Source organism: Streptomyces sp. NPDC107517, assembly GCF_055582645.1.
On record NZ_JBVJPM010000004.1, the window covers coordinates 487,761 to 511,178 of the forward strand.

19 protein-coding genes, 1 tRNA gene and 1 riboswitch are annotated in these 23,418 nt (G+C 69.9%); of the genes, 15 read left to right on the forward strand and 5 right to left on the reverse strand.

What is annotated here, in order from left to right:
- Nucleotides 1-48: 48 nt before the first annotated feature.
- Complete coding sequence (locus tag ACZ67T_RS13030; protein ID WP_469983640.1) at nt 49-1,047, forward strand: nucleoside triphosphate pyrophosphohydrolase; 999 nt, start codon at nt 49-51, stop codon at nt 1,045-1,047.
- On the opposite strand, the gene ACZ67T_RS13035 is transcribed toward ACZ67T_RS13030, so the two are convergent.
- Complete coding sequence (locus ACZ67T_RS13035; RefSeq protein WP_469983641.1) at nt 1,041-2,279, reverse strand: cytochrome P450 family protein; 1,239 nt, start codon at nt 2,277-2,279, stop codon at nt 1,041-1,043. The two genes, ACZ67T_RS13030 and ACZ67T_RS13035, sit on opposite strands and share 7 nt — an antisense overlap.
- Nucleotides 2,280-2,492: 213 nt before the next feature.
- On the opposite strand from ACZ67T_RS13035, the gene ACZ67T_RS13040 reads away from it, so the two are divergent.
- The 9 genes from ACZ67T_RS13040 (at nt 2,493) to ACZ67T_RS13080 (ending at nt 13,975) form a co-directional block, all read left to right on the forward strand.
- Nucleotides 2,493-4,415: a recombinase family protein gene (locus ACZ67T_RS13040; RefSeq protein ID WP_469983643.1), complete on the forward strand. Its 1,923-nt coding sequence runs from the start codon at nt 2,493-2,495 to the stop codon at nt 4,413-4,415.
- Nucleotides 4,416-4,718: 303 nt separating this feature from the next.
- The gene (locus ACZ67T_RS13045) at nt 4,719-5,702 is read left to right on the forward strand and encodes a transglycosylase family protein (RefSeq protein WP_469983645.1); all 984 of its coding nucleotides are present in this window, start codon (nt 4,719-4,721) and stop codon (nt 5,700-5,702) included.
- 169 nt (nt 5,703-5,871) lie between these two features.
- Nucleotides 5,872-6,043: riboswitch (cyclic di-AMP (ydaO/yuaA leader) on the forward strand.
- 4 nt (nt 6,044-6,047) lie between these two features.
- Complete coding sequence (locus ACZ67T_RS13050) at nt 6,048-6,725, forward strand: transglycosylase family protein (protein WP_469983647.1); 678 nt, start codon at nt 6,048-6,050, stop codon at nt 6,723-6,725.
- A 341-nt stretch (nt 6,726-7,066) separates the two neighbouring features.
- The gene (gene eno / locus ACZ67T_RS13055; protein WP_116512577.1) at nt 7,067-8,353 is read left to right on the forward strand and encodes a phosphopyruvate hydratase; all 1,287 of its coding nucleotides are present in this window, start codon (nt 7,067-7,069) and stop codon (nt 8,351-8,353) included.
- Between the two features lie 96 nt (nt 8,354-8,449).
- The gene (locus ACZ67T_RS13060) at nt 8,450-8,938 is read left to right on the forward strand and encodes an FtsB family cell division protein (RefSeq protein WP_383086940.1); all 489 of its coding nucleotides are present in this window, start codon (nt 8,450-8,452) and stop codon (nt 8,936-8,938) included.
- 154 nt (nt 8,939-9,092) lie between these two features.
- Entirely contained in the window at nt 9,093-9,623 is a 531-nt protein-coding gene (locus ACZ67T_RS13065) for a DUF501 domain-containing protein (RefSeq protein WP_469983648.1), read from the forward strand.
- Entirely contained in the window at nt 9,620-10,564 is a 945-nt protein-coding gene (locus tag ACZ67T_RS13070; protein WP_469983650.1) for a Ppx/GppA phosphatase family protein, read from the forward strand. Before ACZ67T_RS13065 ends, ACZ67T_RS13070 begins: the two co-directional genes overlap by 4 nt.
- 466 nt (nt 10,565-11,030) lie before the next feature.
- The gene (locus ACZ67T_RS13075) at nt 11,031-12,428 is read left to right on the forward strand and encodes an NAD(P)/FAD-dependent oxidoreductase (protein ID WP_469983652.1); all 1,398 of its coding nucleotides are present in this window, start codon (nt 11,031-11,033) and stop codon (nt 12,426-12,428) included.
- A gap of 248 nt (nt 12,429-12,676) precedes the next feature.
- The gene (locus ACZ67T_RS13080; protein ID WP_469983654.1) at nt 12,677-13,975 is read left to right on the forward strand and encodes a class I SAM-dependent methyltransferase; all 1,299 of its coding nucleotides are present in this window, start codon (nt 12,677-12,679) and stop codon (nt 13,973-13,975) included.
- A 62-nt stretch (nt 13,976-14,037) separates the two neighbouring features.
- Here the strand turns inward: ACZ67T_RS13080 and ACZ67T_RS13085 are convergent, their stop codons facing one another.
- Together ACZ67T_RS13085 and ACZ67T_RS13090 are read right to left on the reverse strand one after the other, a co-directional pair.
- Nucleotides 14,038-16,569, reverse strand: a complete 2,532-nt coding sequence (locus tag ACZ67T_RS13085) for an ABC transporter permease (RefSeq protein ID WP_469983655.1) — start codon at nt 16,567-16,569, stop codon at nt 14,038-14,040.
- 69 nt (nt 16,570-16,638) lie between these two features.
- Nucleotides 16,639-17,439 carry an ABC transporter ATP-binding protein gene (locus ACZ67T_RS13090; protein WP_469983657.1) on the reverse strand — a complete coding sequence of 267 codons (801 nt, stop codon included), beginning with the start codon at nt 17,437-17,439 and terminating at the stop codon, nt 16,639-16,641.
- A gap of 391 nt (nt 17,440-17,830) precedes the next feature.
- On the opposite strand from ACZ67T_RS13090, the gene ACZ67T_RS13095 reads away from it, so the two are divergent.
- The 4 genes from ACZ67T_RS13095 (at nt 17,831) to ACZ67T_RS13110 (ending at nt 21,698) form a co-directional block, all read left to right on the forward strand.
- A tRNA-Leu gene (locus tag ACZ67T_RS13095) sits at nt 17,831-17,914 on the forward strand.
- 219 nt (nt 17,915-18,133) lie between these two features.
- On the forward strand, nt 18,134-19,309 hold the full coding sequence (locus tag ACZ67T_RS13100; RefSeq protein WP_469983659.1) for a 4-hydroxybenzoate 3-monooxygenase: 1,176 nt from the start codon (nt 18,134-18,136) through the stop codon (nt 19,307-19,309).
- Nucleotides 19,310-19,379: 70 nt separating this feature from the next.
- Nucleotides 19,380-20,744 (forward strand): MFS transporter, encoded by a 1,365-nt coding sequence (locus ACZ67T_RS13105; RefSeq protein ID WP_469983661.1) that lies wholly within the window; start codon nt 19,380-19,382, stop codon nt 20,742-20,744.
- Nucleotides 20,745-20,810: 66 nt separating this feature from the next.
- Nucleotides 20,811-21,698, forward strand: a complete 888-nt coding sequence (locus ACZ67T_RS13110; protein WP_469983663.1) for a Bax inhibitor-1/YccA family protein — start codon at nt 20,811-20,813, stop codon at nt 21,696-21,698.
- Between the two features lie 101 nt (nt 21,699-21,799).
- Here the strand turns inward: ACZ67T_RS13110 and ACZ67T_RS13115 are convergent, their stop codons facing one another.
- Nucleotides 21,800-22,030, reverse strand: a complete 231-nt coding sequence (locus ACZ67T_RS13115; protein WP_199842040.1) for a DUF4287 domain-containing protein — start codon at nt 22,028-22,030, stop codon at nt 21,800-21,802.
- 102 nt (nt 22,031-22,132) lie between these two features.
- Here ACZ67T_RS13115 and ACZ67T_RS13120 point away from each other — a divergent pair, with 102 nt between their 5' ends.
- The gene (locus ACZ67T_RS13120) at nt 22,133-22,444 is read left to right on the forward strand and encodes a hypothetical protein (RefSeq protein WP_469983665.1); all 312 of its coding nucleotides are present in this window, start codon (nt 22,133-22,135) and stop codon (nt 22,442-22,444) included.
- A gap of 51 nt (nt 22,445-22,495) precedes the next feature.
- Here the strand turns inward: ACZ67T_RS13120 and ACZ67T_RS13125 are convergent, their stop codons facing one another.
- A complete protein-coding gene (locus ACZ67T_RS13125; protein WP_454402292.1) occupies nt 22,496-23,314 on the reverse strand; it encodes a hypothetical protein in 819 nt (272 codons plus the stop codon).
- Between the last annotated feature and the right edge of the window lie 104 nt (nt 23,315-23,418).

A 23,418-nucleotide genomic window follows, 5' to 3' on the forward strand; every position in this document is an offset into this window, starting at 1 on the left:
GGCCCTCTCGCCCGGTGCGCGGCAGGCGGCCTGGGTTACGTTCGGGGTGTGAACGCCGAGAACGCACCCGCCGCTGCCCCGACCGGCCGCATCGTCCTGCTCACCACCAGCCACCGCGTCGCGCCCGGCCTGCTGTCGTGGTCGGCCTGGCAGCTCCTGCACGCCGCCGACGAGGTGCTGTGCGCCGACGCCGCGCACCCGCAGCTGCCGTATCTGCGGGAGGCCGGCATCGAGGTGCGGGAGGCCGCGCCGACCGCCAGTGAGCTCGTCGACGCCTGTGCCGGGGGCCGCACCGTCGTGGTCGTCGCCACCGCCGAGGGCGACCGGCGGCTGACCGACGGCCTCGCCGCGCTCGCCGGGTCGGGCCGCGTCGCGATGCCCGACCTGGAACTGCTCCCGGCCTCCTACGACCTGCCGGGCGCCCGCCTCCTCGACCTGGTCCAGGTCATGGACCGCATCCGCCGCGAGTGCCCGTGGTCCTCGCAGCAGACCCACAAGGGCCTCGCGAAGTACGCGATCGAGGAGGCGTACGAACTCGTCGAGGCGATCGAGGACGGCGACCGGGACGAACTGCGCGAGGAGCTCGGGGACGTGCTCCTCCAAGTCGTCTTCCACGCCCGGATCGCCGAGGAGGCCTCCGGCGAGGAAGGGGACGAGGCGTTCTCCGTGGACGACGTCGCCGGCGGCATCGTCGAGAAGCTCATCCACCGCCACCCGCATGTCTTCGGCGACGACACGGCGCTCACGCCCGAGGACGTGAAGGAGCACTGGCTGCGCACGAAGGCGGTGGAGAAGCAGCGCGAGTCCGTCACGGACGGGGTGCCCGTCGGCCAGCCAGGCCTCGCACTCGCTGCGAAGCTGGGGTCCCGCGTCCGCACGGCCGGCCTCGACGTGCCGGCACCGGGCGGCGACGGCGTCGGCTACGAACTGCTCGCCCTCGCCCTGCGAGCCGAGTCCGACGGAGTCGACCCGGAAGCGGCGCTGCGGGCGGCGGCCCGGGCGTACCGGGACGCGATCCGCGCGGCGGAGGGGCTGGCCGCTCAGTGAGCGGTGAATCCCACCGGGAGGGTCCGCAGCCCGCGCATGATGAGCCCTCCGCGCCATCGCAGATCGGCAGGATCGACGGCCAGTTCGAGATCCGGCAGGCGACGCAGCAGGGTTTCGATGGCGGTGGTGCCTTCGAGGCGAGCCAGCGGCGCGCCTAGGCAGTAGTGGATGCCGTGGCCGTATCCGAGGTGCTGGTTGTCACGGCGGGACAGGTCAAGGGTGTCCGGCTCACGGAAGCGGGCGGGGTCGCGGTCCGCGGCGGCGAGGACGACCAGTACGGGATCGCCGGTGGCGATGTGCTGTCCGCCGACGGTGAGGGGCTCGGTGGCGAAGCGCCAGGTGGCCAGCTCTACCGGGCCGTCGTAGCGGAGCAGCTCCTCGATACCGGTGTCGAGGAGCTCCCGCTCGCCGCGCTCGATCGACTCCTGAAGTCGTGTGCGCTGCTCAGGGTTTCCCAGGAGCGCGTACACGCCGTTGCCGATCAAGTTGATCGTGGTCTCGAAACCGGCGAAGAGAAGCACAAAACACATCGCGGCGGCCTCGTTCTCCGTGAGGTGCTCGCCGTGGTCGGAGGCCCGGATGAGGTCTGAGATCAGGTCGTCGCCGGGATCGTTGCGCTTGCGGTGAATGAGTTCGGCGAGGTAGCCGCGGATCTTCTTGACGGAGCGGGCGACGCCGCCGCGTGGGCCACCACCGTGCCGGATCATCATCCCTGCCCAGTCGCGGAAGTCGTCCTGGTCCTCGCGGGGGACGCCGAGCAGGTCGCAGATCGCGTAGATGGGGAGGGGGAAGGCGAAGTCGTGAATGAGGTCGGCCTCGCCCTGAGGCGCGAAGCGGTCGATGAGGTCGTCAGCCAGCTCCTGGACACGCGGCGCGAATGCTGCGACGCGCCGCGGAGTGAACGCCTTGGAGACGAGGCGGCGAAGCCGGGTGTGATCCGGCGGGTCGATGTTGAGCAGATGGGTCATCAGATTGGCGCTGCGCTCACCGGGGATTCCGGTTTTGCTCTTGCCCTGTGCGTCCTCGGCGTGGTGCTCGGGATTCTTCGACAGCCGACTGTCCGCGAGGGCCTGGCGGGCATCGGCATAGCGGGTCACCAGCCATGCTTCGACGCCGCTCGGCAGCTTGGTCCGATGGACGGGGGCGTTCTCACGGAGCCAGGCGTAGGCCGGATACGGGTCGGTGGCGAACTCCCAGGTGAAGAGTTCGGGCGCGGTGTTCGGGACGTTCACGGGACGACCGTATAGGGAGTCGTCCCGCGAGCCGCCGCCAGCGATGTCTTGAGCTGCTTTGGCGCGATAGAGGCACTAGAGGAATTATGCGGAATACGGCACGGCTTGGGTGAACAGTGGCTAGATTCGCGGCAACGCAAAGGGCCCCGAAGCTGGCTAGAGCTCCGGGGCCGTACCAGCCGTGAAGGGGCTGATGTGTCCAACGCTACAGCTATGCCCACACCCGTGTCTGTGGTCGGCCACGAGCCGGATCCGCGGTCCCCTGTCCGGGCAGCCTTGATGCTCCGCGTTTCCACGAGGGAACAGGCAAAGGGGTACGGGCTCTCCGTGCAGGAAGCGGCGGGGCGCACCTACGTCGAAGGCAAGCCCGGATGGGTTCTCCTGCCTGAGCTGATCTTCAAGGACAAGGGTGTGCCGGGAGACGTCGTCGACCGCCCCGCAATGAGAGAGCTGGAAGCGTGTGTTCGGCAAGGGCTCGTGGATGTGATCGTGGTCCACAATTTCGACCGCGTCGGCCGCACCGGCCAGGCGTTCTGGACGTGGATCTGGGCGATGGAGGACCTTGGCGTCGACTTCGTGTCCGTCACACAGGACATCGACACCACCACGCCTTCCGGACGTCGCCAGTTGCAGTTCCACGCGGTGGCAGCGGAGGCCGAATGGAATCTCGTGCGTGACCGCACGCAGTCGGGCCGTCAGAGAAAGGCCTTGACGGGCGGCTGGCCCGGTGGCCCGCCGCCGTGGGGATATGCCCTCGAAGGCCTTGGTCGGCGAAAGTCCGTGCTTGTGGTGGACGAGACCGAAGCGGCAGTCGTCCGTAAGGCAGTGAGTCTCGTGCTGGACGAAGACAAGAACATCTCGGCCGCGGCACGGGAGTTGAACGCTCTCGGCCTGATGACGCGCAGCGGCCGGCCGTGGACCGCGGCCAACCTTCATCGTCGTCTCAAGAGCCCGTCGTTACTCAGAGGCGAGATCGTCTTCCGCAACCCGGAGAACAGCGGCAGGAATCGGGCGAGGTTGGACGAGGAAGGCCATCCCCTCCACGGGAACAGCGTGATCATCCCACTTCCCCGGATCATCTCGGCGGACCGGGCCGGGGCGCTCGATGACGCCATGACGCGGAATGGACACCACGCACACGCCGTTGCAGGTGTCTATCCACTTACGGGCCGGATCGTGGGCCGATGTGGGCACCACTACGTCGGCGCCTACCGCAATTCCGATGCCACTCGGTACTACCGGTGCGGCGGCGGCAACAACGGCAAGGGGCGGGAGTCCAGGTGTCGTGATCCTCACCTGGCGGCCCTTGATGTCGAGGCTGCGGTCTGGCGGGAAATCGTGGTCTTCCTGGTCGAATCGACACAGGCGGAGCCGGCGACTGTTGCACCGGCCGGGCTGTTTCCTGGCGATGTCGGCAAGCAACGGCAGCGAGTTGCCGACTTTGAGGTTGATCTCCAGGCGAAGGAAGAGGCTGCGGCCCGTGCCGTAGTCGATCTGGCGCGCAACGCCGGGCTTGACCAGGCGGTGAAGGACGCCGCCATGAGGCAGCTCGACGAGGATGTACGCAACGCCAGGGGGTTGCTCATGAGGGCGCAGGAGGTCCTCGCGGCACAGACTCGGGGGGAGGAGAAATCCGAGAAGATCGTGGATCTCGTCGCGATCGCCAGGACGGGCTCGCGAGAGTTGACTCTCTCGGAGACGGGGGAAGTGATCCGCCTGCTGGGTGTCCGAGTGCGGCCGCTCGGAGAAGTGCGGAAGCGGAGCGGGGTCAAGTGCAAGGTGACCGAATGGCACGAGCGGACGGGCGTGCTGGTGCCGGAGGAGATCCCGGATTCGCGGTGGCCTGACGTCGAGGAGCTCATGACGTCCTTCTTCCGGCGCCGCCAGTTCGCTCGGGGCGTCGTGGACATCAGGACCCAGGTGAACGGAATTCTCCATCGGCTGCGCACGGGATGTCTGTGGGACGAACTCCCGGAGCGGTACGGCGCGTGGGCACTCGTCAAGGACAGGCAGAACACCTGGTTCAAGAAGGGTTTCTGGCCACTGCTCGTCGACCACCTGAATCTGGCCGGAGGAGGCACTCCGGTCCGGAGGGAGCGTCAGGTCCCACCCTTGGACATCACGTGGCGGAACTGACGGAGTCGCCGGGGCCACGCGAAGGTCGACCGGTCCGGGTGGGCTGGGAATTGCTCATGAAATCACCGGATTTGCGCTGGCGCGGCGGGCTCATCATGCGGGGACTGCGCACCCTTCCGGTCGAGTTCACGCCGCATCAGGAAGGGCCGGGCGAAGCCGCGTAACTGACGGGCCGTCAAGACTGTGACTTTCACGTGATCTCTGCTGCATCGACTTGTGACAAGCGTTCGACTCCCGCTACGTTCACCAGTCATCGCGGCACCACCCGCCGCAGCATTCCCCGAGCCACCGAAAGGCGCCTCCATGCTCACCGGGAACGGTCGTCACCGTCGCCCCCGCCAGGCTCCCGCGCTCATCGTCGCCGCGGGAGTGGCCGGCTCCGCCATCGCGATCCCTCTGCTCGGCGCGACCAGCGCGAGCGCCGCGTCGACGGCCACATGGGACAAGCTCGCCGAGTGTGAGAGCGGCGGCTCCTGGAGCGCCGATCCGGGCAACGGCTATTACGGCGGGCTCCAGTTCTCCCAGGAGGTCTGGGAGGACTACGGCGGCCTCGACTTCGCGCCGCGCGCCGACCAGGCCAGCCGCTCGCAGCAGATAGCCGTCGCCGAGAAGGTCCTCGCCGACCAGGGTCCGAGGGCGTGGCCGGTCTGCTCGGTCACCTCGGGGCTCACGGCGGACGCCGCCGCCGCCGACGTCGACCCCGGGGCGGCCCTTCCGACCCCGTCGGCGTCGGCCGGTGACTCCGGGAGCGACGACGCGGCGGACGACGCCGCGAAGGGGGGCGCGAACGACAGGCCTTCGGACTCCGCTTCCTCGGGTGCGAAGGGCAACTCCCGAGAGAAGAATCACGACAAGTCGGGTGATACCGCGGGTAACTCCTCGGATGACGCCAAGGCTGACAAGTCCGGCCGGGACGGTTCGACTTCGGCCCCCGCGACGCCCTCGCCGGAGGCCTCCGACGGCTCGGACGCGGCCACTCCGCCCGCCTCCGGACGACACCGCGGCGCCGCCGCCGCGGACGACACCGCAGACTCCCTGCGCGCCGACGACGGCTCGGGCCGCCACGCCTCACGCGGCGACGAAAACGTACGCAAGGGTGCGAATCGGAGCGAAGACGCCTATACCGTGCGCGCCGGTGACAACCTCTGGGACATCGCCGACACCCATGACGTGGACGGCGGATGGGCCGCTCTGTACGCCCAGAACAAGAAGACGGTGGGTGCCGACCCGGACCTCATCCTTCCTGGTCAGAGTCTGGATCTTGGGCTCGAATCGGGCGAAAAGTAGCGGCAGTTCGGGCTGAATGTCCGCTTTGGCGAGAGTGAGAGATGGGTCTCAAAGGCCCTGATCGTCTTTGAAATTACGGCGATCCACTGCTTACGGTCATCACCGCTCGCCACAGCGGGCCCCGTCGGATGTCACGCCGAATCCTGCCAATGTCCGTACGGGAACAGTCGTCGCGTAAGCGCCGTAGGCAGGAGCGGGGGACCCAAGGTAAGCGCCGGCCCCGGCCGTTGAGAGACGGCCGAACGACCGGCTTGGGGTTAAGTCGCACGCAGGACGTGCGACCGGGCACTCATCCGGCCCGAACCCGACAGCTCACCTCGTAGGCGTCGGTGAGGGGATCTCTCGATGCTGTTTTCCAGCAAGGGCAAGCACCGCCGCCCGTCCAAGGCCGTTCGCGTCGCCACGCTCGCCGGTGTCGCCGGTGCCGCTGTCGCCGTCCCGCTGATGGGCGCCACCGGTGCCTCCGCCGCCACCGCCTCCGAGTGGGACGCGGTCGCGCAGTGCGAGTCCGGCGGCAACTGGTCGATCAACACGGGCAACGGCTACTACGGCGGCCTCCAGTTCTCCTCGTCCACGTGGGCCGCGTACGGCGGCACCGCGTACGCCTCCACCGCCGACAAGGCCTCCAAGGCGCAGCAGATAGCCGTCGCCGAGAAGGTTCTGGCCAGCCAGGGCAAGGGTGCCTGGCCGAGCTGCGGCGTGGGCCTGTCCGCCGCCTCGACCGGCTCCGCCCCGGCCGCCGCCCCGCAGCCGGAGCGCAAGGCCGAGCAGCCGACCACCCGCAGCCAGGAGCGCAAGGCGCCTGCCGCGAAGCAGGAGTCGAAGAAGACTGTCGAGACCCCGGCCGGCAAGAAGGTCAAGAAGGGTGACGGCGAGTACAAGGTGAAGTCCGGCGACACCCTCAGCACCATCGCCGAGAAGCACCACGTCAAGGGCGGCTGGGCGAAGCTCTTCAAGCTGAACAAGGACATCGTCGAGGACGCCGACCTGATCTACCCGGGTCAGCAGCTCCACCTCAAGTAAGCAACCGGCAGCTCCACCTCAGTAAGTAAGAGGGGAGCGGCGGCCCCGGGCCGCTCGGGTATCGGCTCTCGGCGGACGGCCGGTACCACGCCAGGTTTCCCCAAGGACTCCCCGCCCCGGGTGCGCATTCCCCCGTCGCGCCCGGGGCGGGGCTTTGGTGCGTGAGGGGTCCTGGTCCTTCGTCCGTTGTCGGCCGTGGCTTTTTGTTCCGTTCGGAAACAATTCGCTCTCGGTTTTTGTCCACGGGCCGGTCGGTCGGCTGGGCGGTGCCTGGAGCCGGTTAGGCTCAGGTGTTGCCGGACCATGCGGCCCGGCGTAGTTGCGTCACATCCCATAAGGAGATGCTCGTGCCGTCCATCGACGTCGTCGTAGCCCGGGAAATCCTGGACTCCCGAGGCAACCCCACGGTCGAGGTCGAGGTCGGCCTCGACGACGGCAGCACCGGTCGTGCCGCTGTCCCGTCCGGTGCGTCCACCGGCGCGTTCGAGGCCATCGAACTCCGCGACGGTGACCCGAACCGCTACCAGGGCAAGGGTGTCGAGAAGGCCGTCCTCGCGGTCATCGAGCAGATCGGCCCGGAGCTCGTCGGCTACGACGCCACCGAGCAGCGCCTGATCGACCAGGCGATGTTCGACCTGGACGCCACCGACAACAAGGGCTCGCTCGGCGCCAACGCCATTCTCGGCGTCTCCCTCGCCGTCGCGCACGCCGCCTCCGAGGCCAGCGACCTGCCGCTGTTCCGCTACCTCGGCGGCCCGAACGCGCACCTGCTGCCCGTCCCGATGATGAACATCCTCAACGGTGGGTCGCACGCCGACTCCAACGTCGACATCCAGGAGTTCATGATCGCGCCGATCGGCGCGGAGTCCTTCTCCGAGGCCCTTCGCTGGGGCGCCGAGGTCTACCACACCCTCAAGAAGGTGCTGAAGACCAAGGGCCTGTCCACCGGTCTGGGCGACGAGGGCGGCTTCGCCCCGAACCTCGGCTCGAACCGCGAGGCCCTCGACCTCATCGTCGAGGCCATCAAGCAGGCCGGTTACGTCCCCGGCGAGCAGATCGCACTCGCCCTCGACGTCGCCGCGTCCGAGTTCTACAAGGACGGCAAGTACGAGTTCGAGGGCAAGTCCCGCTCGGCCGCCGAGATGACCGAGTACTACGAGGAGCTCGTCTCCGCGTACCCGCTGGTCTCCATCGAGGACCCGCTGTACGAGGACGACTGGGCCGGCTGGAACGTCATCACCGAGAAGCTGGGCGACAAGGTCCAGATCGTCGGCGACGACCTCTTCGTCACCAACCCCGAGCGCCTCGCCCGCGGCATCGAGGAGGGCTCCGCCAACGCCCTGCTCGTCAAGGTCAACCAGATCGGTTCGCTGACCGAGACCCTGGACGCCGTCGAGATGGCCCAGCGCAACGGCTTCAAGTGCATGATGTCCCACCGCTCCGGCGAGACCGAGGACGTCACGATCGCCGACCTCGCCGTCGCGGTGAACTGCGGCCAGATCAAGACCGGCGCCCCGGCCCGCTCGGACCGCGTCGCCAAGTACAACCAGCTCCTGCGCATCGAGGAGATCCTCGACGACGCCGCGGTCTACGCCGGCCGCAGCGCGTTTCCCCGCTTCAAGGGCTGAGCCACACAGGCTTCGGTAGAAGCGTCGTACGTACGTCCCCGCACCCGGTCCCGTACCGTGTGCGGGGACGTACGCACGTAAAGGGGAGGCGCGAAGATGGCCGGGAGAGTCCGGGACAGGGACCGTGACCGGTTCTCCACCGCGACCCGGCTGCGTCTGCTCGGCGAGCAGACCGCCGAGCGCGTCTACCGCTCCCAGACCAGGCGTCAGGCCCGCCGCTCCCGCCTCACCGGCCGCGCGGCACTCCTGGCCCTCGTCCTGTGCACTCTGGTCGTCGCGCTCGCCTACCCCATAAGGCAGTACGTCTCCCAGCGCGGGGAGATCGCCGACCTCCAGCGCCAGCAGCAGGAGGCCCAGAGCAGGGTCGACAGGCTGCGCGACGAGAAGGCACGCTGGCAGGACGACTCGTACGCGGAGCAGCGGATCCGCGAGCGGCTCCACCTGGTGATGCCGGGCGAGACCGGCTACATCGCGCGCGACCCCGACGCGGCGAAGCGCACCCGCTCCGAGCAGGGTGCGGCGGGCCGGCCCTGGTACTCGAACGTCTGGGACGGCGTCGACAAGGCCGACCGCCCCGACAACTGACCCGCCTCACCAATGCCCGAAGCCGAAGCCGAAGCCGAAGCCGAAGCCGAAGCCGAAGCCCAAGCCCAAGCCCAAGCCGAAGTCCCAAGAACCAAGCCCCGAGACCGAACCCGTAGTACCCCCACCGAAGTTCACTGAAGGAAAGCCCCCAGGCATGGACACGCCCCCGCCCCAGACCGAGCCGACCACGCCCACGGACGCCGACATCCAGGCGTTCAAGGAGCAGCTCGGCCGCCCGCCGCGCGGCCTGCGGGCCATCGCGCACCGCTGCCCGTGCGGCAACCCGGACGTGGTCGAGACGGCCCCGCGCCTCGAGGACGGCACGCCCTTCCCGACGACGTACTACCTCACGTGCCCGCGCGCCGCGTCCGCGATCGGCACCCTGGAGGCGAACGGCGTCATGAAGGAGATGACGGAGCGCCTTCAGACGGACCCCGAACTCGCGGACGCGTACCGCAGGGCGCACGAGGACTACATCGCGCGCCGCGACGCCATCGAGGTCCTCGAGGGCTTCCCGAGCGCGGGCGGCATGCCGGACCGGGTGAAGTGCCTGCACGTCCTGGTCGGCCACTCCCTGGCCGCGGGCCCGGGCGTGAACCCGCTCGGCGACGAGGCCATCGCGATGCTGCCCGAGTGGTGGGCGAAGGGCCCGTGCGTGTCGGCCGCGCCCGAGGAGAGCGAGTGACCCGCGTCGCCGCCATCGACTGCGGCACGAACTCGATCCGCCTGCTCGTCGCCGACGCCGACCCCGTGACGGGCGAACTCGTCGACCTGGACCGCCGCATGACGATCGTGCGGCTGGGGCAGGGCGTGGACCGCACGGGACGGCTCGCGCCCGAGGCGCTGCAGCGCACCTTCGCGGCCTGCCGCGAGTACGCCGAGGTCATCAAGGCGCACGGCGCCGAGAAGGTCCGGTTCGTGGCCACGTCCGCGTCCCGCGACGCCGAGAATCGGGACGACTTCGTGCGCGGGGTCATGGACATCCTGGGCGTCGAGCCCGAGGTCATCACCGGTGACCAGGAGGCCGAGTTCTCCTTCACCGGCGCGACGAAGGAGCTGACGGGGCGGGCCGACCTCGACAAGCCCTACCTGGTCGTGGACATCGGCGGCGGCTCGACGGAGTTCGTCGTCGGCGAGGACACGGTCCTGGCCGCGCGCTCCGTCGACATCGGCTGCGTCCGTATGACGGAGCGCCACCTCGTGGGGGAGGACGGCACGGTCACCGACCCGCCGACGCCCGCGCAGATCGAGGAGATCCGCGAGGACGTCGTCGCGGCTCTCGACCTCGTGACGCAGACCGTTCCGCTGACGGCGGCCCGCACGCTCGTCGGCCTCGCCGGCTCCGTGACGACGGTCGCCGCCCTCGCGCTCGGCCTGAAGGAGTACGACTCGGTGGCCATCCACCACTCCCGTATCTCCTACGAGCGGGTCGCCGAGCTCACGGACTGGCTGGTGACGTCCACGCACGACCAGCGCTCCCTGAACCCGGTCATCCACCCGGGCCGTGTCGACGTCATCGCCTCCGGCGCGCTGGTGCTGCGCCTGATCATGGAGTGGACCGGCGCCAAGGAGGTCGTGGTGAGCGAGCACGACATCCTCGACGGCATCGCCTGGTCGATCGCCTAGCCCCTGCAAGGGGCCCGGCCTCCCGAGGGGCCCGGCCCCTCAAGGCGCCCAGCCCCCAAGGCGCCCAGCCCCTCCAAGACCCCTCGCCCGGCCTCTTCCTGGAGGGGCGACACGCTCCGGCGACACCCCGTCGGGAAAGTTCGTGAAGTTCTTCACAAGGAATTCGCTCCTGTTGGGCGAGGTTCCGGGTCGGATGGCCCGCAGAAGGGGGTTTCGGGACCCTGGCGGCCGACGTGCGGGGCGTTCCAGGCTTGTTACGGACAGATGAACCGGGCGAGTGGTCCACCCCCGCCAAATGCCCGGAGCGGCAGCTCAACAGGGGTGCGGAACGACCGGAGTTATACCGTGGTTCCCTGCTGGGGCCATGACGTCCGTCACGTGGGCGGCGGAGTGTAGCAGAGGCCCTCTCCATGCTTGTGAAGGGGCGCACGAGCGACCCCCTCCGGACAGGTGGATACTCGATGGCATGAGCACCACGGAGCGTCCCAGGATCCTCGTAGTAGGCGGTGGGTACGTAGGCCTGTACGCAGCACGACGCATTCTCAAGAAGATGCGTTATGCGGAAGCGACCGTCACGGTCGTGGACCCGCGCTCGTACATGACTTACCAGCCCTTCCTCCCCGAAACCGCCGCCGGCAGCATCTCGCCGCGCAACGTCGTCGTCCCGCTGCGACGCGCTGTGCCCGGAGCCGAGATTCTCACCGGCCGGGTCACCACCATCGACCAGGACCGCAAGGTCGCCACGGTCGCCCCGCTCGTCGGCGAGGCGTACGAGGTTCCCTTCGACTACCTGGTGATCGCGCTCGGCGCGGTCTCCCGCACCTTCCCGACGCCGGGCCTCGCCGAGGTCGGCATCGGCATGAAGGGTGTCGAGGAGGCCATCGGCCTGCGCAACCACGTGCTCGAGCAGCTCGACAAGGCCGAGTCCACGACCGACGAGGAGATCCGCCGCAAGGCGCTCACCTTCGTGTTCGTCGGCGGTGGCTTCGCGGGCGCCGAGACGATCGGTGAGGTCGAGGACCTGGCGCGCGACGCGGCCAAGTTCTACAAGAACGTGAAGCGCGAGGACATGCGCTTCGTGCTCGTCGACGCGGCCGACAAGGTGCTGCCCGAGGTCGGCCCCGAGCTCGGCACGTACGGCAGGAAGCACCTGGAGTCCCGCGGCATCGAGGTCTACCTGAAGACCACCATGCCGTCCTGCGTCGACGGTCACGTCGTGCTCAGCAACGGCCTCGAGGTCGACTCCAACACCGTCGTGTGGACCGCCGGCGTCAAGCCGAACCCGGCCCTCGCGCGCTTCGGTCTCCCGCTCGGCCCCCGCGGCCACGTGGACACCCAGGCGACCCTCCAGGTGCAGGGCAGCGACTACATCTGGGCCGCGGGCGACAACGCCCAGGTCCCGGACCTGGTGGCCGTCAAGAACGGCACGCCGCCCGAGCGCGCCTGGTGCCCGCCGAACGCCCAGCACGCCATGCGCCAGGCCAAGGTCCTCGGCGACAACGTGGTCTCCGGCATGCGGGGCTTCCCGCAGAAGGAGTACAGCCACAGCAACAAGGGCGCGGTGGCGGGTCTCGGCCTGCACAAGGGCGTCGCGATGATCGTCATGGGCAAGATGAAGATCAAGCTCAAGGGCCGTCTCGCCTGGTACATGCACCGCGGCTACCACGGGCTCGCCATGCCGACCTGGAACCGCAAGACGCGTGTGATCGCCGAGTGGACGCTCAACATGTTCCAGAAGCGCGACATCACCGCGCTCGGCGCCCTCGAGTCTCCCCGCGAGGAGTTCTACGAGGCCGCCAAGCCGGCGCCGGCCCCGGCCGTCGCCGAGGCTCCGAAGGTCGAGGAGAAGGCCAAGGCCTCCTGACTTCGGTCCGGAAACACCCCTGAAGGGGCGCTCGCCATCCGTGGTGCGAGCGCCCCTTCGGCGTTCCCGGGGCCGCCCGGGACCGTCGGGAAACCGCCCCGGCAGCCGCCTCGGCACCCCGATATACGTGCTCGCTACATGTATTTTGCCGATCCGTAACGCAGTAACGGGACTGCGAGAGCGCCCCGTTGGTGTTTACGTGGTGTTGGACGATTCCGGGATCGTCTCCCATCACGGAGGTGTGCGCCATGCAGGACGCCGCACAGCGGCTGAAGAACCTCGCCGAACAACTGCTCGGAACCCCGCTGCCCGTCAGGCTTCGCGCCTGGGACGGTTCGGAGGCCGGGCCGCCCGCCGGACCCACTCTCGTCGTACGCAACCGCCGCGCCCTGCGCCGCCTGTTGTGGAAGCCGGGAGAACTCGGCCTGGCCCGCGCCTGGGTGGCCGGTGACCTGGATGTGGAGGGCGATCTGTACGAAGCCCTCGACCGGATGGCCGGGCTCATCTGGGAGCGCCCCGAGGACGAGGGCAGGAGCCTCGTCGAGGCCCTGAAGGAGCCTCGGGTCAGGGCCGCCGTCGCCGAGCTGGTCAAGCTCGCCGGGCCCTTCCTGCCGCCCGCCCCGCCCGCCGAGGAGATGCGCAGGCGAGGCCGCCTCCATCTGCACACCAAGGGCAGCGACCGACAGGCCATCAGCCACCACTACGACGTCGGCAACGACTTCTACGAGCTGGTGCTCGGCCCGTCGATGGTCTACTCGTGCGCGTACTGGGACTCGCCGGACGGCACGCTCGAGGACGCCCAGCGCGACAAGCTCGAACTCGTCTCCCGCAAGCTCGGCCTGGCGCCCGGTCAGCGCCTGCTCGACGTCGGCTGCGGCTGGGGCTCCATGGCCATCCACGCGGCCCGCGAGTACGGCGTCAGGGTCGTCGGCGTGACGCTCTCGCAGGAGCAGGCCGCGTACGCCCGTAAGCGGGTCGCCGAGGAGGGGCTCACCGACCGGGTGGAGATCCGGGTCCAGGACTACCGCGACGTGCGCGACGGCCCCTTCGACGCGATCTCGTCCATCGGCATGGCCGAACACGTCGGCTCCGCGCGGTACCTGGAGTACGCCGAGGCGCTCTACGCCCTCCTCAAGCCGGGCGGCAGGCTCCTCAACCACCAGATCGCGCGGCGCCCGCAGAAGGACGAGTCGACGTACGAGGTCGACGAGTTCATCGACGCGTACGTGTTCCCGGACGGGGAGCTCGCGCCGGTCGGGACGACCACCGGGCTGCTGGAGCGGGCCGGCTTCGAGGTCAGGGACCTGGAGGCGATCCGGGAGCACTACGCGTACACGCTGCGCCGCTGGGTGGCCAACCTGGAGGCGGGCTGGCCCGCGGCCGTGAAGTTCACGAGCCCCGGCCGGGCCCGCATCTGGCGCCTCTACATGGCCGCGTGCGCGCTGAGTTTCGAGCGCAACAAGATCGGCGTGAACCAGATCCTCGCCGTGAAGACACCCCTGTCGGGCGACCCGGGTATGCCCCTGCGGGCGCGTACCTGGAACTGACGGCCCGGACAGGCGGATGGGGCGCACCGGCACTCGGCCGGTGCGCCCCATCCGCCTTCTCGCTACTCCGACTTGATGGCCGCGAGCATGTTCAGCCGCGCCGCGCGGCGCGCCGGCCACAGCGCCGCCAGGATGCCCACGAGGGCGGCCAGGGCGAGGAAGATCCCGATCCGGCCCCAGGGCAGGACCAGCTCGTACGTCGTCAGGGTCGTGGCCAGCAGCTTGCCCGCCGCCCAGCCGAAGAACACGCCGAGGCCGACGCCGAGCACGCCGCCGAACAGCGAGATCACCAGGGACTCCAGGCGCACCATGCGCTTGACGCCCTTGCGGTCGAGGCCGATCGCGCGCAGCATGCCGATCTCCTGCGAGCGCTCGAAGACGGACATGGCCAGCGTGTTGATGACGCCGAGGACGGCGACGACGACCGCCATGGCGAGCAGGCCGTAGAGCATGTTCAGCATCAGCGTGAACATCTTCGAGATCGCGTTGGAGATGTCCTGCTTGTCCTGGACGAGGATCGCCGGGTTGTCGCCGAGCGCCTTCTCGATGCGGTCCTTGGCGGCGGCGGACGTGCCGCCGTCGGTCTTCACCATGACCTGCATGTCGGACGGGTCCGTGACGTGCGGGGTCAGGACGGCCGAGTCCAGCATGATGCCGCGCATCATCTCGTTGCCCTCGTAGACCCCGGCGACGGTCAGCCGCTGCTTCTTGCCGTCCTCGAAGTTCGTGGTGAACGTCGAACCGGTGCGCCAGCCGTGGTCCTTCGCGGTCTTGTCGTCCACGACGACGTCACGGCCGCCGATCCGGAAGGTGCCGCTGTCGACCTCGAGATCGGTCAGCGAGCCGATGGTCGCGCCGTTGACGCCGGTCAGGAACTCGGTCCGGCCGTCGATGCGCGAGGGCGCGTTGCTCAGGCCGCTGGTCGCGGTGACGCCGTCGACCTTCGAGAGCTTGCCGGCGACCTCGGGGGACAGGGAGTTCATGTTCGCCATGGAGACGACGTAGTCGGCCTTGAGTGCGGACGACGCCATCTTGTCGATGGCCTGATGGGCGCTGCCCGCGATGACCGTCAGACCGGTGATCAGCGTGAGGCCGATCATCAGGGCGGAGGCGGTCGCGGCGGTGCGGCGCGGGTTGCGCACCGCGTTCTGGCGGGCCAGCTTCCCGGAGATCCCGAAGACGCGCAGGACCGGCCCCGCGGCCGCGATCAGCGGGCGCGAGAGCAGCGGGGTGAGGACGAAGACGCCGATCACGAGGAGGCCCGCGCCGAGGCCCAGGGGGGCCTGCGCCGAGGTGCCGTCGCTCATCGTCGTCGCGTAGAGGGAGGAGGCGATGCCGGCCGCCGCGAACAGCGCGCCGATCGTGTTCCGTACGACGAGGGAGCGGGTGGTCGCCGTGGCGTGCACGCTGCTCATCGCCGCGACCGGCGGGATCTTCGCGGCGCGGCGGCCGGGCAGCCACGCGGCCAGCATCGTGATGACGACGCCGACGACGAGGGACGTGGCGATCGTGCCGGGCGAGACCACGAGGGGCCCGTCGGGGATCTGCGCGTCGGTCGCGCCCATCAGGGAGCGCATCCCGGCGCCGATGCCGATGCCCGCCGCCAGACCGGTGACGGCCGCGACCGCGCCGACGACGAACGCCTCCGCGAGGACGGAGCGCGTGACCTGCCTGCGCGAGGCGCCGACGGCCCGCATGAGCGCGAGTTCCTTGGTGCGCTGGGCGACGAGCATCGTGAACGTGTTGGCGATGATGAAGACGCCGACGAAGAGCGCGATCCCGGCGAACACCAGCAGGCTCGACTTCATCGAGCTCATGCTGGAGGAGATCTGCTCGGCCTGGTCGTCGGCGAGCTGCTTGCCGGTCGTGGTCTCGACCCGGTCCTTCGGCAGGGCCTTGTCGAGCGCGCCGCGCAGGGCGGCCTGGCTGGTGCCGGCGGCGGCCTTGACGTCGATCTCGTCGTACGAGCCCGGCTTGTGCAGGAGCTGCTGCGCGGTCGCCGTGTCGAACAGGGCGAGGCTGCCGCCGGCGGCGACGTTGCCGTCCTCGGTGGTGAAGATGCCGGTGACGGTGGGCGTCAGGACGGGCCCGTCGATGGACATCCGTACGGTGTCGCCGACCTTGTAGCCGGCGCGCTTCGCGGTCTGCGAGTCGAGCGCGACCTCGCCCTTGCCGCTGGGCGCCCTGCCGCTCTGGAGGGGGTAGCGCGGGTCATGGTCGCCCCAGTAGTTGGCGCCCTGGGTGGAGAAGCCGTTGCCGACGAGCTTGCCGTCCTTGTCGGCGACGGCCGCGAAGCCGCTGACGACGCCGATGGTGGAGGCGGCGCCGGGTGCCTTCGCGGCCCGGTCGAGGGTGGCCTGTGTGAGCTTCGGGTCCTTGGCGAGCTTGTCGCCCTTCGACTCGGCGCTCTTGGGCGTGACGGCGACGTCGACCTGGTCGAAGCCCTTGGCGGAGCTCTTCTGGAAGGCGTCGGAGATGGTGTTGGTGAAGACCAGGGTGCCGGAGACGAAGGCGACGCCGAGCATGACGGCGAGCACGGTCATCAGGAGCCTGGCCTTGTGCGCGAACACATTGCGCAAGGCGGTACGGAGCATGGGTTTCTCAGTCCAGGGATACGGCGACGAGGCGTCGTGGCGGTGGGGCGGCGGCTGTGCGGGCGGGCGTCAGCTGGTGCGGCCCTTGGCGTCGAACGCGGGGGTCCGGGGGGAGCCCCCGGAAGGACGCGGCATGCGGTCCAGGACGGAGTCGGCGGTCGGGGCGTACACCTCGTCGACGACGCGGCCGTCGGCGAGGAAGATCACGCGGTCCGCGTAGGCGGCGGCGACCGGGTCGTGGGTGACCATGACGACGGTCTGGCCCATCTCGCGCACGGAGTTGCGCAGGAAGCCCAGGACCTCGGCGCCGGAGCGCGAGTCGAGGTTTCCGGTCGGCTCGTCACCGAAGATGATCTCGGGCCGGGAGGCCAGCGCGCGGGCCACGGCCACGCGCTGCTGCTGGCCGCCGGAGAGCTGCGAGGGCCGGTGGCCGAGCCGGTCGGCCAGGCCCACCATCGCGATCACGTTCTCCAGCCACTGCTTGTCCGGCTTGCGGCCCGCGATGTCCATGGGGAGCGTGATGTTCTCCAGGGCCGTCAGGGTGGGCAGCAGGTTGAAGGCCTGGAAGATGAAGCCGATCTTGTCCCGGCGGAGCTTGGTGAGCTGCTTGTCCTTGAGGGACCCCAGTTCGGTGTCGCCGATGCGCACGGAGCCCGACGAGAAGTTGTCGAGGCCGGCGACGCAGTGCATCAGGGTCGACTTGCCGGATCCGGAGGGGCCCATGATCGCGGTGAACTCGGCCTGGCGGAAGTCGACGGAGACCCGGTCGAGGGCGACCACCTGGGTCTCGCCCTGTCCGTAGACCTTGGACAGATCCGTGGCGCGCGCGGCCACTGCGGTGGCCTTGCCGGCGATGGGGGTGGTGGTCACGGAAGGGTTCTCCTGTCGGACGACGGGTGGGGACGGGGTCCCGGGGGAGGGACCTCTCCATCGTCGTGGCCGTCCCGGGCCCTGAAGTCAGCCCCAGTTCCGGTTCCCGGGGGCGACTTCGGGGGGACCGGGGCCGCCCGGGTCATACCTGGGGATGACCCGCGACCCTGAGAGTGAAGATCACCTCGGGAGGTGAAATCCCGTCAATCCACGGTGACGGGGGCGAGGGCGCCGAGGGGCGTGGAAGGGCCTGCGGCATGTGCTGATGGCGGCTACCGTGGTCTGATGCACCCTCAGACCTCAATAAAATAAGACAACATCGAGGGGACGTTCCGCTGTTCGGGGGATCTGTCCCGATAGGCTCGGAGCCTCGTTGCGGAGCCCACGGCCTGCCCGGATGGTGGAATGCAGACACGGCGAGCTTAAACCTCGCTGCCCCTTCGCGGGCGTACCGGTTCAAGTCCGGTTCCGGGCACCTCCCACTTTCCTTCCCGCTCCCGACCGAGCCGTTCCCCTGCGCCGCGTGCCGATCGCATCCGATCGCCGCGGCGTTTTTTCGTGCCCCGGGGGTCCTGGCGCCGTTTTCCCTGTCCCGGGACCGTTGACAGCGGTCCCGGCCGGGCGGAGACTCCGCTCAGCACATTATGAACGAAAGTTCACCACGCGAACAAGGCGAACGAAAAAGAAGGTACCCATGCGCACCACCGTCGGCATCATCGGAGCGGGCCCGGCCGGTCTGCTCCTCGCCCGGCTCCTGCACAACGCCGGAATCGACTCCGTCGTCCTGGAGAGCCGCGACCGCGCGTACGTCGAACAGCGCCAGCGCGCCGGGATCCTGGAGCAGGGCACCGTCGACGTACTGCGCGCGGCGGGCGCGGCGGAGCGCATGGACCGCGAGGGCCTCCCGCACGACGGCATCGAGCTGCGCTTCGACCGGCGCCGCCACCGCGTCGACTTCCCTGCCCTGACCGGCGGCAGGTCCGTGATGGTCTACGCCCAGACCGAGGTGTGCAAGGACCTCATCGCCCTCCAGCTCGCCGAGGGGGGCCCGCTGCTCTTCGAGGCGGAGGCGCTGGCCGTCGAGGGTGCCGAGACCGACCGCCCGAGCGTCCGCTTCCGCCACGAGGGCCGCGAGGACGTCCTCGACTGCGACTACGTCGTCGCCTGCGACGGCTCCTGGGGCGTGGGCCGCAAGGCCGTACCCGCCGACGTCTCCCAGGTCTTCGAGCGCACGTACCCCTTCGGCTGGCTCGGCATCCTCGCCGATGTCGCGCCGTCCCACGACGAGTTGGTCTACGCCCGCCACGACCGCGGCTTCGCCCTCCTGTCCATGCGCTCCCCGTCCGTGTCACGCGCCTACCTCCAGGTCCCCGAGGGCACGAACGCCGACGACTGGAGCGACGAGGAGATCTGGGAGGAGCTCGACCGCCGCCTGGAGACCTCGGACGGCTGGAAGCTGGAGCGCGGCCCCATCACCTCCAAGTCCGTCACCCCGATGAGGAGTTACGTCCACGAGCCGATGCGCCACGGACGGCTCTTCCTCGCCGGGGACGCCGCCCACATCGTCCCGCCGACCGGCGCCAAGGGCCTCAACCTCGCCGTCGGCGACGTCGTCACCTTCGCCCGCGCCCTGGCCCACCGCCAGAAGACCGGCTCCACCGAGCGCCTCGACGCCTACTCACAGACCTGCCTGCGCCGTGTCTGGCAGGCCGAGCGGTTCTCCTACGCGATGACGACGATGCTGCACCGCGCCCCCGACGCGACGCCCTTCGACGACCGCATCCAGCGCGCCCACCTCGACCGGATCACGGCCTCGTCGGCCGCCGGGACCGACCTCGCCGAGGGCTACACGGGCTTCCCCCTCGACTGAGCCCGCACCACCGCACCGTCCACGAACCGCCGCAACCCGTCCCCGCGTACCCACGACGAAGTGAGTGCTCATGTCCCCCGACACCTCCCCCGGCACCGCCATACCCTCCCCGCCCCGCACCCTCAGGGCCGTCGCCCCCGTCATCGCCCTGTGCTGGCTCGTCGTCTTCTTCGACGGCATGGACGTCAACATCTACGGCGCCGTCATGCCGCACCTCCTCGACGACAAGGGCTTCGGCTTCACCGCGTCCACCGCCGGCACGATCGGCTCCTGGACCACGTTCGGCATGCTGATCGGCGCGCTCGGCTGCGGCACGCTGACCGACTGGCTCGGCCGCAAGCCGATGGTCACCGGCTCCGTCGTCCTCTTCTCCGCAGGCTCCGCCGTCTGCGCGCTCGCCCCGAGCGCCGCCGTGTTCGGCGGGGGCCGCTTCCTCGCCGGGCTCGGCCTCGGCGGACTGATGCCGATCGGGCTCGCGATCGTCGCCGAGTTCGCCCCGCCCCGCAGGGCCGCCCTCGCCACCGGCCTGATGATGACCTCGTACCACGCGGGCGGCATGGCCGCGACGGGCCTCGGCCTCGCGCTCGGCCCCGACCACGGCTGGCGCGTCGTCTTCTGGGCCGGCGTCATCCCGGCCGTCATCGCCGTCCCCCTCGTCCTGAAGTGGCTGCCCGAGTCCCCGGCCGTCCTGTTCGCCAAGGGCCGCACCGCCGACGCGAACGCCGTCGCCGCCCGCTACGGGCTGCCCGAGCCGACCCGCGCCGAGGCCCCCGCCGCCGGCGCGAAGGGCCGCTTCGCCGCCGTCGCCTCGCTCTTCGCGCCCGGCACCCGCGCCGCGACCCCGCTCCTGTGGGTCGCCTCCTTCGCCGGCCTGCTCCTCGTCTACGGCGTCTCCACCTGGCTCCCCGAGCTGATGCGCGCCTCCGGCTACTCGCTCTCCTCGTCCGTCACGTTCCTCATGGTGATCAACGCGGGCGGCATCGTCGGCATGCTCGTCGCGGGCCGCGCCGCCGACCGGTTCGGCGCGGTCAAGGTGTCCGCGCTCTGGTTCGTCCTGACCGCCTGCGGTGCGTTCCTGCTCCGCGCCCACCTGCCGCTCGGCGTCGCGTACGCCCTGGTCTTCGTCACCGGCGTCTGGCTGTTCTCCGCCCAGGTCATGGTCTACGCGGCCGCCCCTTCCGTGTACACGCCCGGCCAGCGCGCCACCGGCCTCGGCTGGATCACCGGCGTGGGCCGCACCGGAGCCGTGGTCGGCCCCTGGCTGGGCGGCGCGGTCGTCGCCGGAGGCAACGCGGGCCTCGGCTTCACCACCTTCGCCGTGGCCGCGGTCCTCGGCGCCGTGGCGATCTTCCTGGTGCCCCTCGTTCGGCGGAACACCGGGCCTGCCCCGGACGTTGCGGGTAACAGGATGGGAAAGATCCTCCCTGAGCACTAGGCTGGGATCTTTGCCTGCCTATTACCCTTGAGCCAAGGCCGCGCAGGGTGGCCATGGAGGAGTGAGATGAGGAGCAGTAACCCGGTCTTCTCGCGACGGGGGTTCAGCCGTGACAACGGCTACGCGAGCTTCAACGCGCAGCCGCAGGCCGGGGGACCCGCAGTCGGCACCCAGGGCAACCCCTACGCCGGCAACAACCCGTACGCGCAGAACCCCTACGCCCAGCAGGACCTGCAGTACGGCGCTCCGCCGCAGGCCCCGGCCACCACCGGCCGCATGACGATGGACGACGTCGTCATGCGCACCGCCACCACACTCGGCGTCCTCGTCGTGACGGCCGCGCTCGCCTGGGCGCTGCTGCCGGTCGACGCCGCGAACGTCAACAAGTCGTACGGCATCGCGATCGGCGCAGGCCTCATCGCGATGGTGCTCGGCTTCGTCCAGGCGTTCAAGCGCAAGGCGTCCCCGCCGCTGATCCTCGCGTACGCGGCGCTCGAGGGTGTCTTCCTCGGCGTCCTGTCGAGCATCGTCGACAACTACATCGCGAGCGGCGCGGCCATGCAGGCCGTGCTCGGCACGATGGCGGTCTTCGTGGCCGTCCTCGTCGCGTACAAGGCGGGCTGGATCCGCGTCAACCGCCGGTTCTACGGCTTCGTGATGGCCGCGGCCATGGGCTTCATCCTGCTCATGGCGGTGAACCTGCTGTTCGCCGTCTTCGGCGGCGGTGACGGCCTCGGCTTCCGCAGCGGCGGCCTCGGCATCCTCTTCGGCGTCATCGGCGTGCTGCTCGGCGCGTGCTTCCTCGCTCTCGACTTCAAGCAGGTCGAGGACGGCATCGCGTACGGCGCCCCGCGCGAGGAGGCCTGGCTCGCGGCCTTCGGCCTCACGATGACGCTGGTCTGGATCTACCTCGAGTTCCTGCGCCTCATCGCGATCCTGCAGGGCAACGACTGACCGGTCGGCAGCAGTGTCTGAAAGGGCCCGCACACCTACGGTGTGCGGGCCCTTTCATGCGTGCGGCTGTCGTGGGGACGGTCGGGTCGGGGGTGGAACGCTCAGCCCAGGCGGCGGGCGGCCCGCCGCAGGTCGTACTCATGGATGATCGCCTTGGCATGGCCGTACGCGAGGTCGTGCTCCCCGCGCAGCCAGCTGACCTTGTCTTCGAAGCGGAGGAAGCACGGGCCTTCCTCGACGGTGCGCAGCCAGTCGGAGATCTCACGACCGGTGCAGTGGGGGATGCGAGCCAGCAGATTCTGGTGGGTCTCCTGCGAGAACACTTGGGACATCGGCGCCTCCGGACGCATTGCGATGTAGCCGGTCCTTCAGGCCACCGTGCCTGAGCGTTCGGTTGTTGGCAACAGTCGAGGGAAGGCGCATAGGGTCGCGGCATGCTCGATACGACGCCGTTGACGGACGCAGTGGACCGATTCGCCGACCGGCTGCGCGCCGCTCCGCAGAGCAGGCTCCAGCGGGGGGCCGCCGCCGAGGCGCTCGCCCTCGCCAGGGAACTGTCCGCATGGGCGCAGCGCCTGGAGGACCCCGAGGGACCCGTACGGGAGATGCCGGACGCCGGGATGTTCGCCGGGGCCGACCAGATCACCGTCGCCGCACGCGACCTGTCCGTCGTCCTTGAGAACCCCGTCCAGCTGGGCGAGGCGCTCACCCTCGTGGAGGAGGCACAAAAACGCGCCGGGGTGTGAGCCGACCCGGCGCGTTCTTCGATGTGTGGACGTGGAAGCGGAGCGGGGCCCTCAGACGGACGCGATGACCCGGTCGGCCAGGATGTAGACGTTGTCGCGGCCGCAGGCGAACGTGAGCGCGTACGCGCCCGAGACACCCGAGCCGCCGAGCAGCACGGGGGACTCGCCCTCGCGCAGCGCCGCGGCCAGCTGCTCCGCGGTCTCGCGGTGGCCGGGCGTCATGCAGAGCGTCGTGCCGTCCACGAAGACGTACACGTCGAGCGTGCCGAGCGGACCCGGGCGCACATCGGCGAGCGCGGTGCGGGCGTCGGCCAGCTCCTCCAGACACGCCACCGTCCGCTCGTGGTCGCTGCTCCCGCCCGAGACGGGCGACTGCACCGGCACGAAGTCGGGGTGCGAGGGGTGACGGCGACGGGCGGCCGCGAGCTCCGCGGACTCCCCCGCAAACTCGTCCGCGCCCGCGTCGGCCGGCTCCACCACGGGCTCCAGGCCCGCCGCGAGACCCGGCTCCAGGCCCGCGAAATCGGCCTGGCGCGGCATGAACAGATCGTCACCGAGTCCCAGCGCGCCACCGAGCATGGACGGTGCGTCGGAGGCGTCCCGCGCCTCCTGCGCGGCCCAGAAGGCACGCGCTTCGGCGAGCTCGCGCTCCCGCTCCTCGGCGAGGGCGTCGGCGACGGCCGCGCGTATCTCCTCGGTGTCGGGCGTGGTGCGCGCGGCGGGCACGCCACGACCGGCGCCGATGGCGCGGTCATGGGCGAGCTCGTCCCGCAGTTCGGTGATCTGCCTGCGCAGTCCGTGGACGGTGTGCAGGGCAGCGGCGCCCACGGCCGTGGCGGCGGCCGTGGCGATGAGCAAAGCAAGAGGCATGGCGCTCACTGACGTACTCCCGGTTTCAAGTCGACCCCCGACTTCCTACATCAGCTTGAAGCCTGGACCATCCCGCTGTCAGTGCATTACGTCACGAAATGGAC

Coding starts and splice junctions, on each gene's coding strand:
- ACZ67T_RS13040 (WP_469983643.1), top strand. CDS start 2,493: ATGCCCACACCCGTGTCTGTGGTCGGCCACGAGCCGGATCCGCGGTCC.
- ACZ67T_RS13045 (WP_469983645.1), top strand. CDS start 4,719: ATGCTCACCGGGAACGGTCGTCACCGTCGCCCCCGCCAGGCTCCCGCG.
- ACZ67T_RS13050 (WP_469983647.1), top strand. CDS start 6,048: ATGCTGTTTTCCAGCAAGGGCAAGCACCGCCGCCCGTCCAAGGCCGTT.
- eno (WP_116512577.1), top strand. CDS start 7,067: ATGCTCGTGCCGTCCATCGACGTCGTCGTAGCCCGGGAAATCCTGGAC.
- ACZ67T_RS13060 (WP_383086940.1), top strand. CDS start 8,450: ATGGCCGGGAGAGTCCGGGACAGGGACCGTGACCGGTTCTCCACCGCG.
- ACZ67T_RS13065 (WP_469983648.1), top strand. CDS start 9,093: ATGGACACGCCCCCGCCCCAGACCGAGCCGACCACGCCCACGGACGCC.
- ACZ67T_RS13075 (WP_469983652.1), top strand. CDS start 11,031: ATGAGCACCACGGAGCGTCCCAGGATCCTCGTAGTAGGCGGTGGGTAC.
- ACZ67T_RS13080 (WP_469983654.1), top strand. CDS start 12,677: ATGCAGGACGCCGCACAGCGGCTGAAGAACCTCGCCGAACAACTGCTC.
- ACZ67T_RS13085 (WP_469983655.1), bottom strand. CDS start 16,569: ATGCTCCGTACCGCCTTGCGCAATGTGTTCGCGCACAAGGCCAGGCTC.
- ACZ67T_RS13100 (WP_469983659.1), top strand. CDS start 18,134: ATGCGCACCACCGTCGGCATCATCGGAGCGGGCCCGGCCGGTCTGCTC.
- ACZ67T_RS13105 (WP_469983661.1), top strand. CDS start 19,380: ATGTCCCCCGACACCTCCCCCGGCACCGCCATACCCTCCCCGCCCCGC.
- ACZ67T_RS13110 (WP_469983663.1), top strand. CDS start 20,811: ATGAGGAGCAGTAACCCGGTCTTCTCGCGACGGGGGTTCAGCCGTGAC.
- ACZ67T_RS13115 (WP_199842040.1), bottom strand. CDS start 22,030: ATGTCCCAAGTGTTCTCGCAGGAGACCCACCAGAATCTGCTGGCTCGC.
- ACZ67T_RS13120 (WP_469983665.1), top strand. CDS start 22,133: ATGCTCGATACGACGCCGTTGACGGACGCAGTGGACCGATTCGCCGAC.
- ACZ67T_RS13125 (WP_454402292.1), bottom strand. CDS start 23,314: ATGCCTCTTGCTTTGCTCATCGCCACGGCCGCCGCCACGGCCGTGGGC.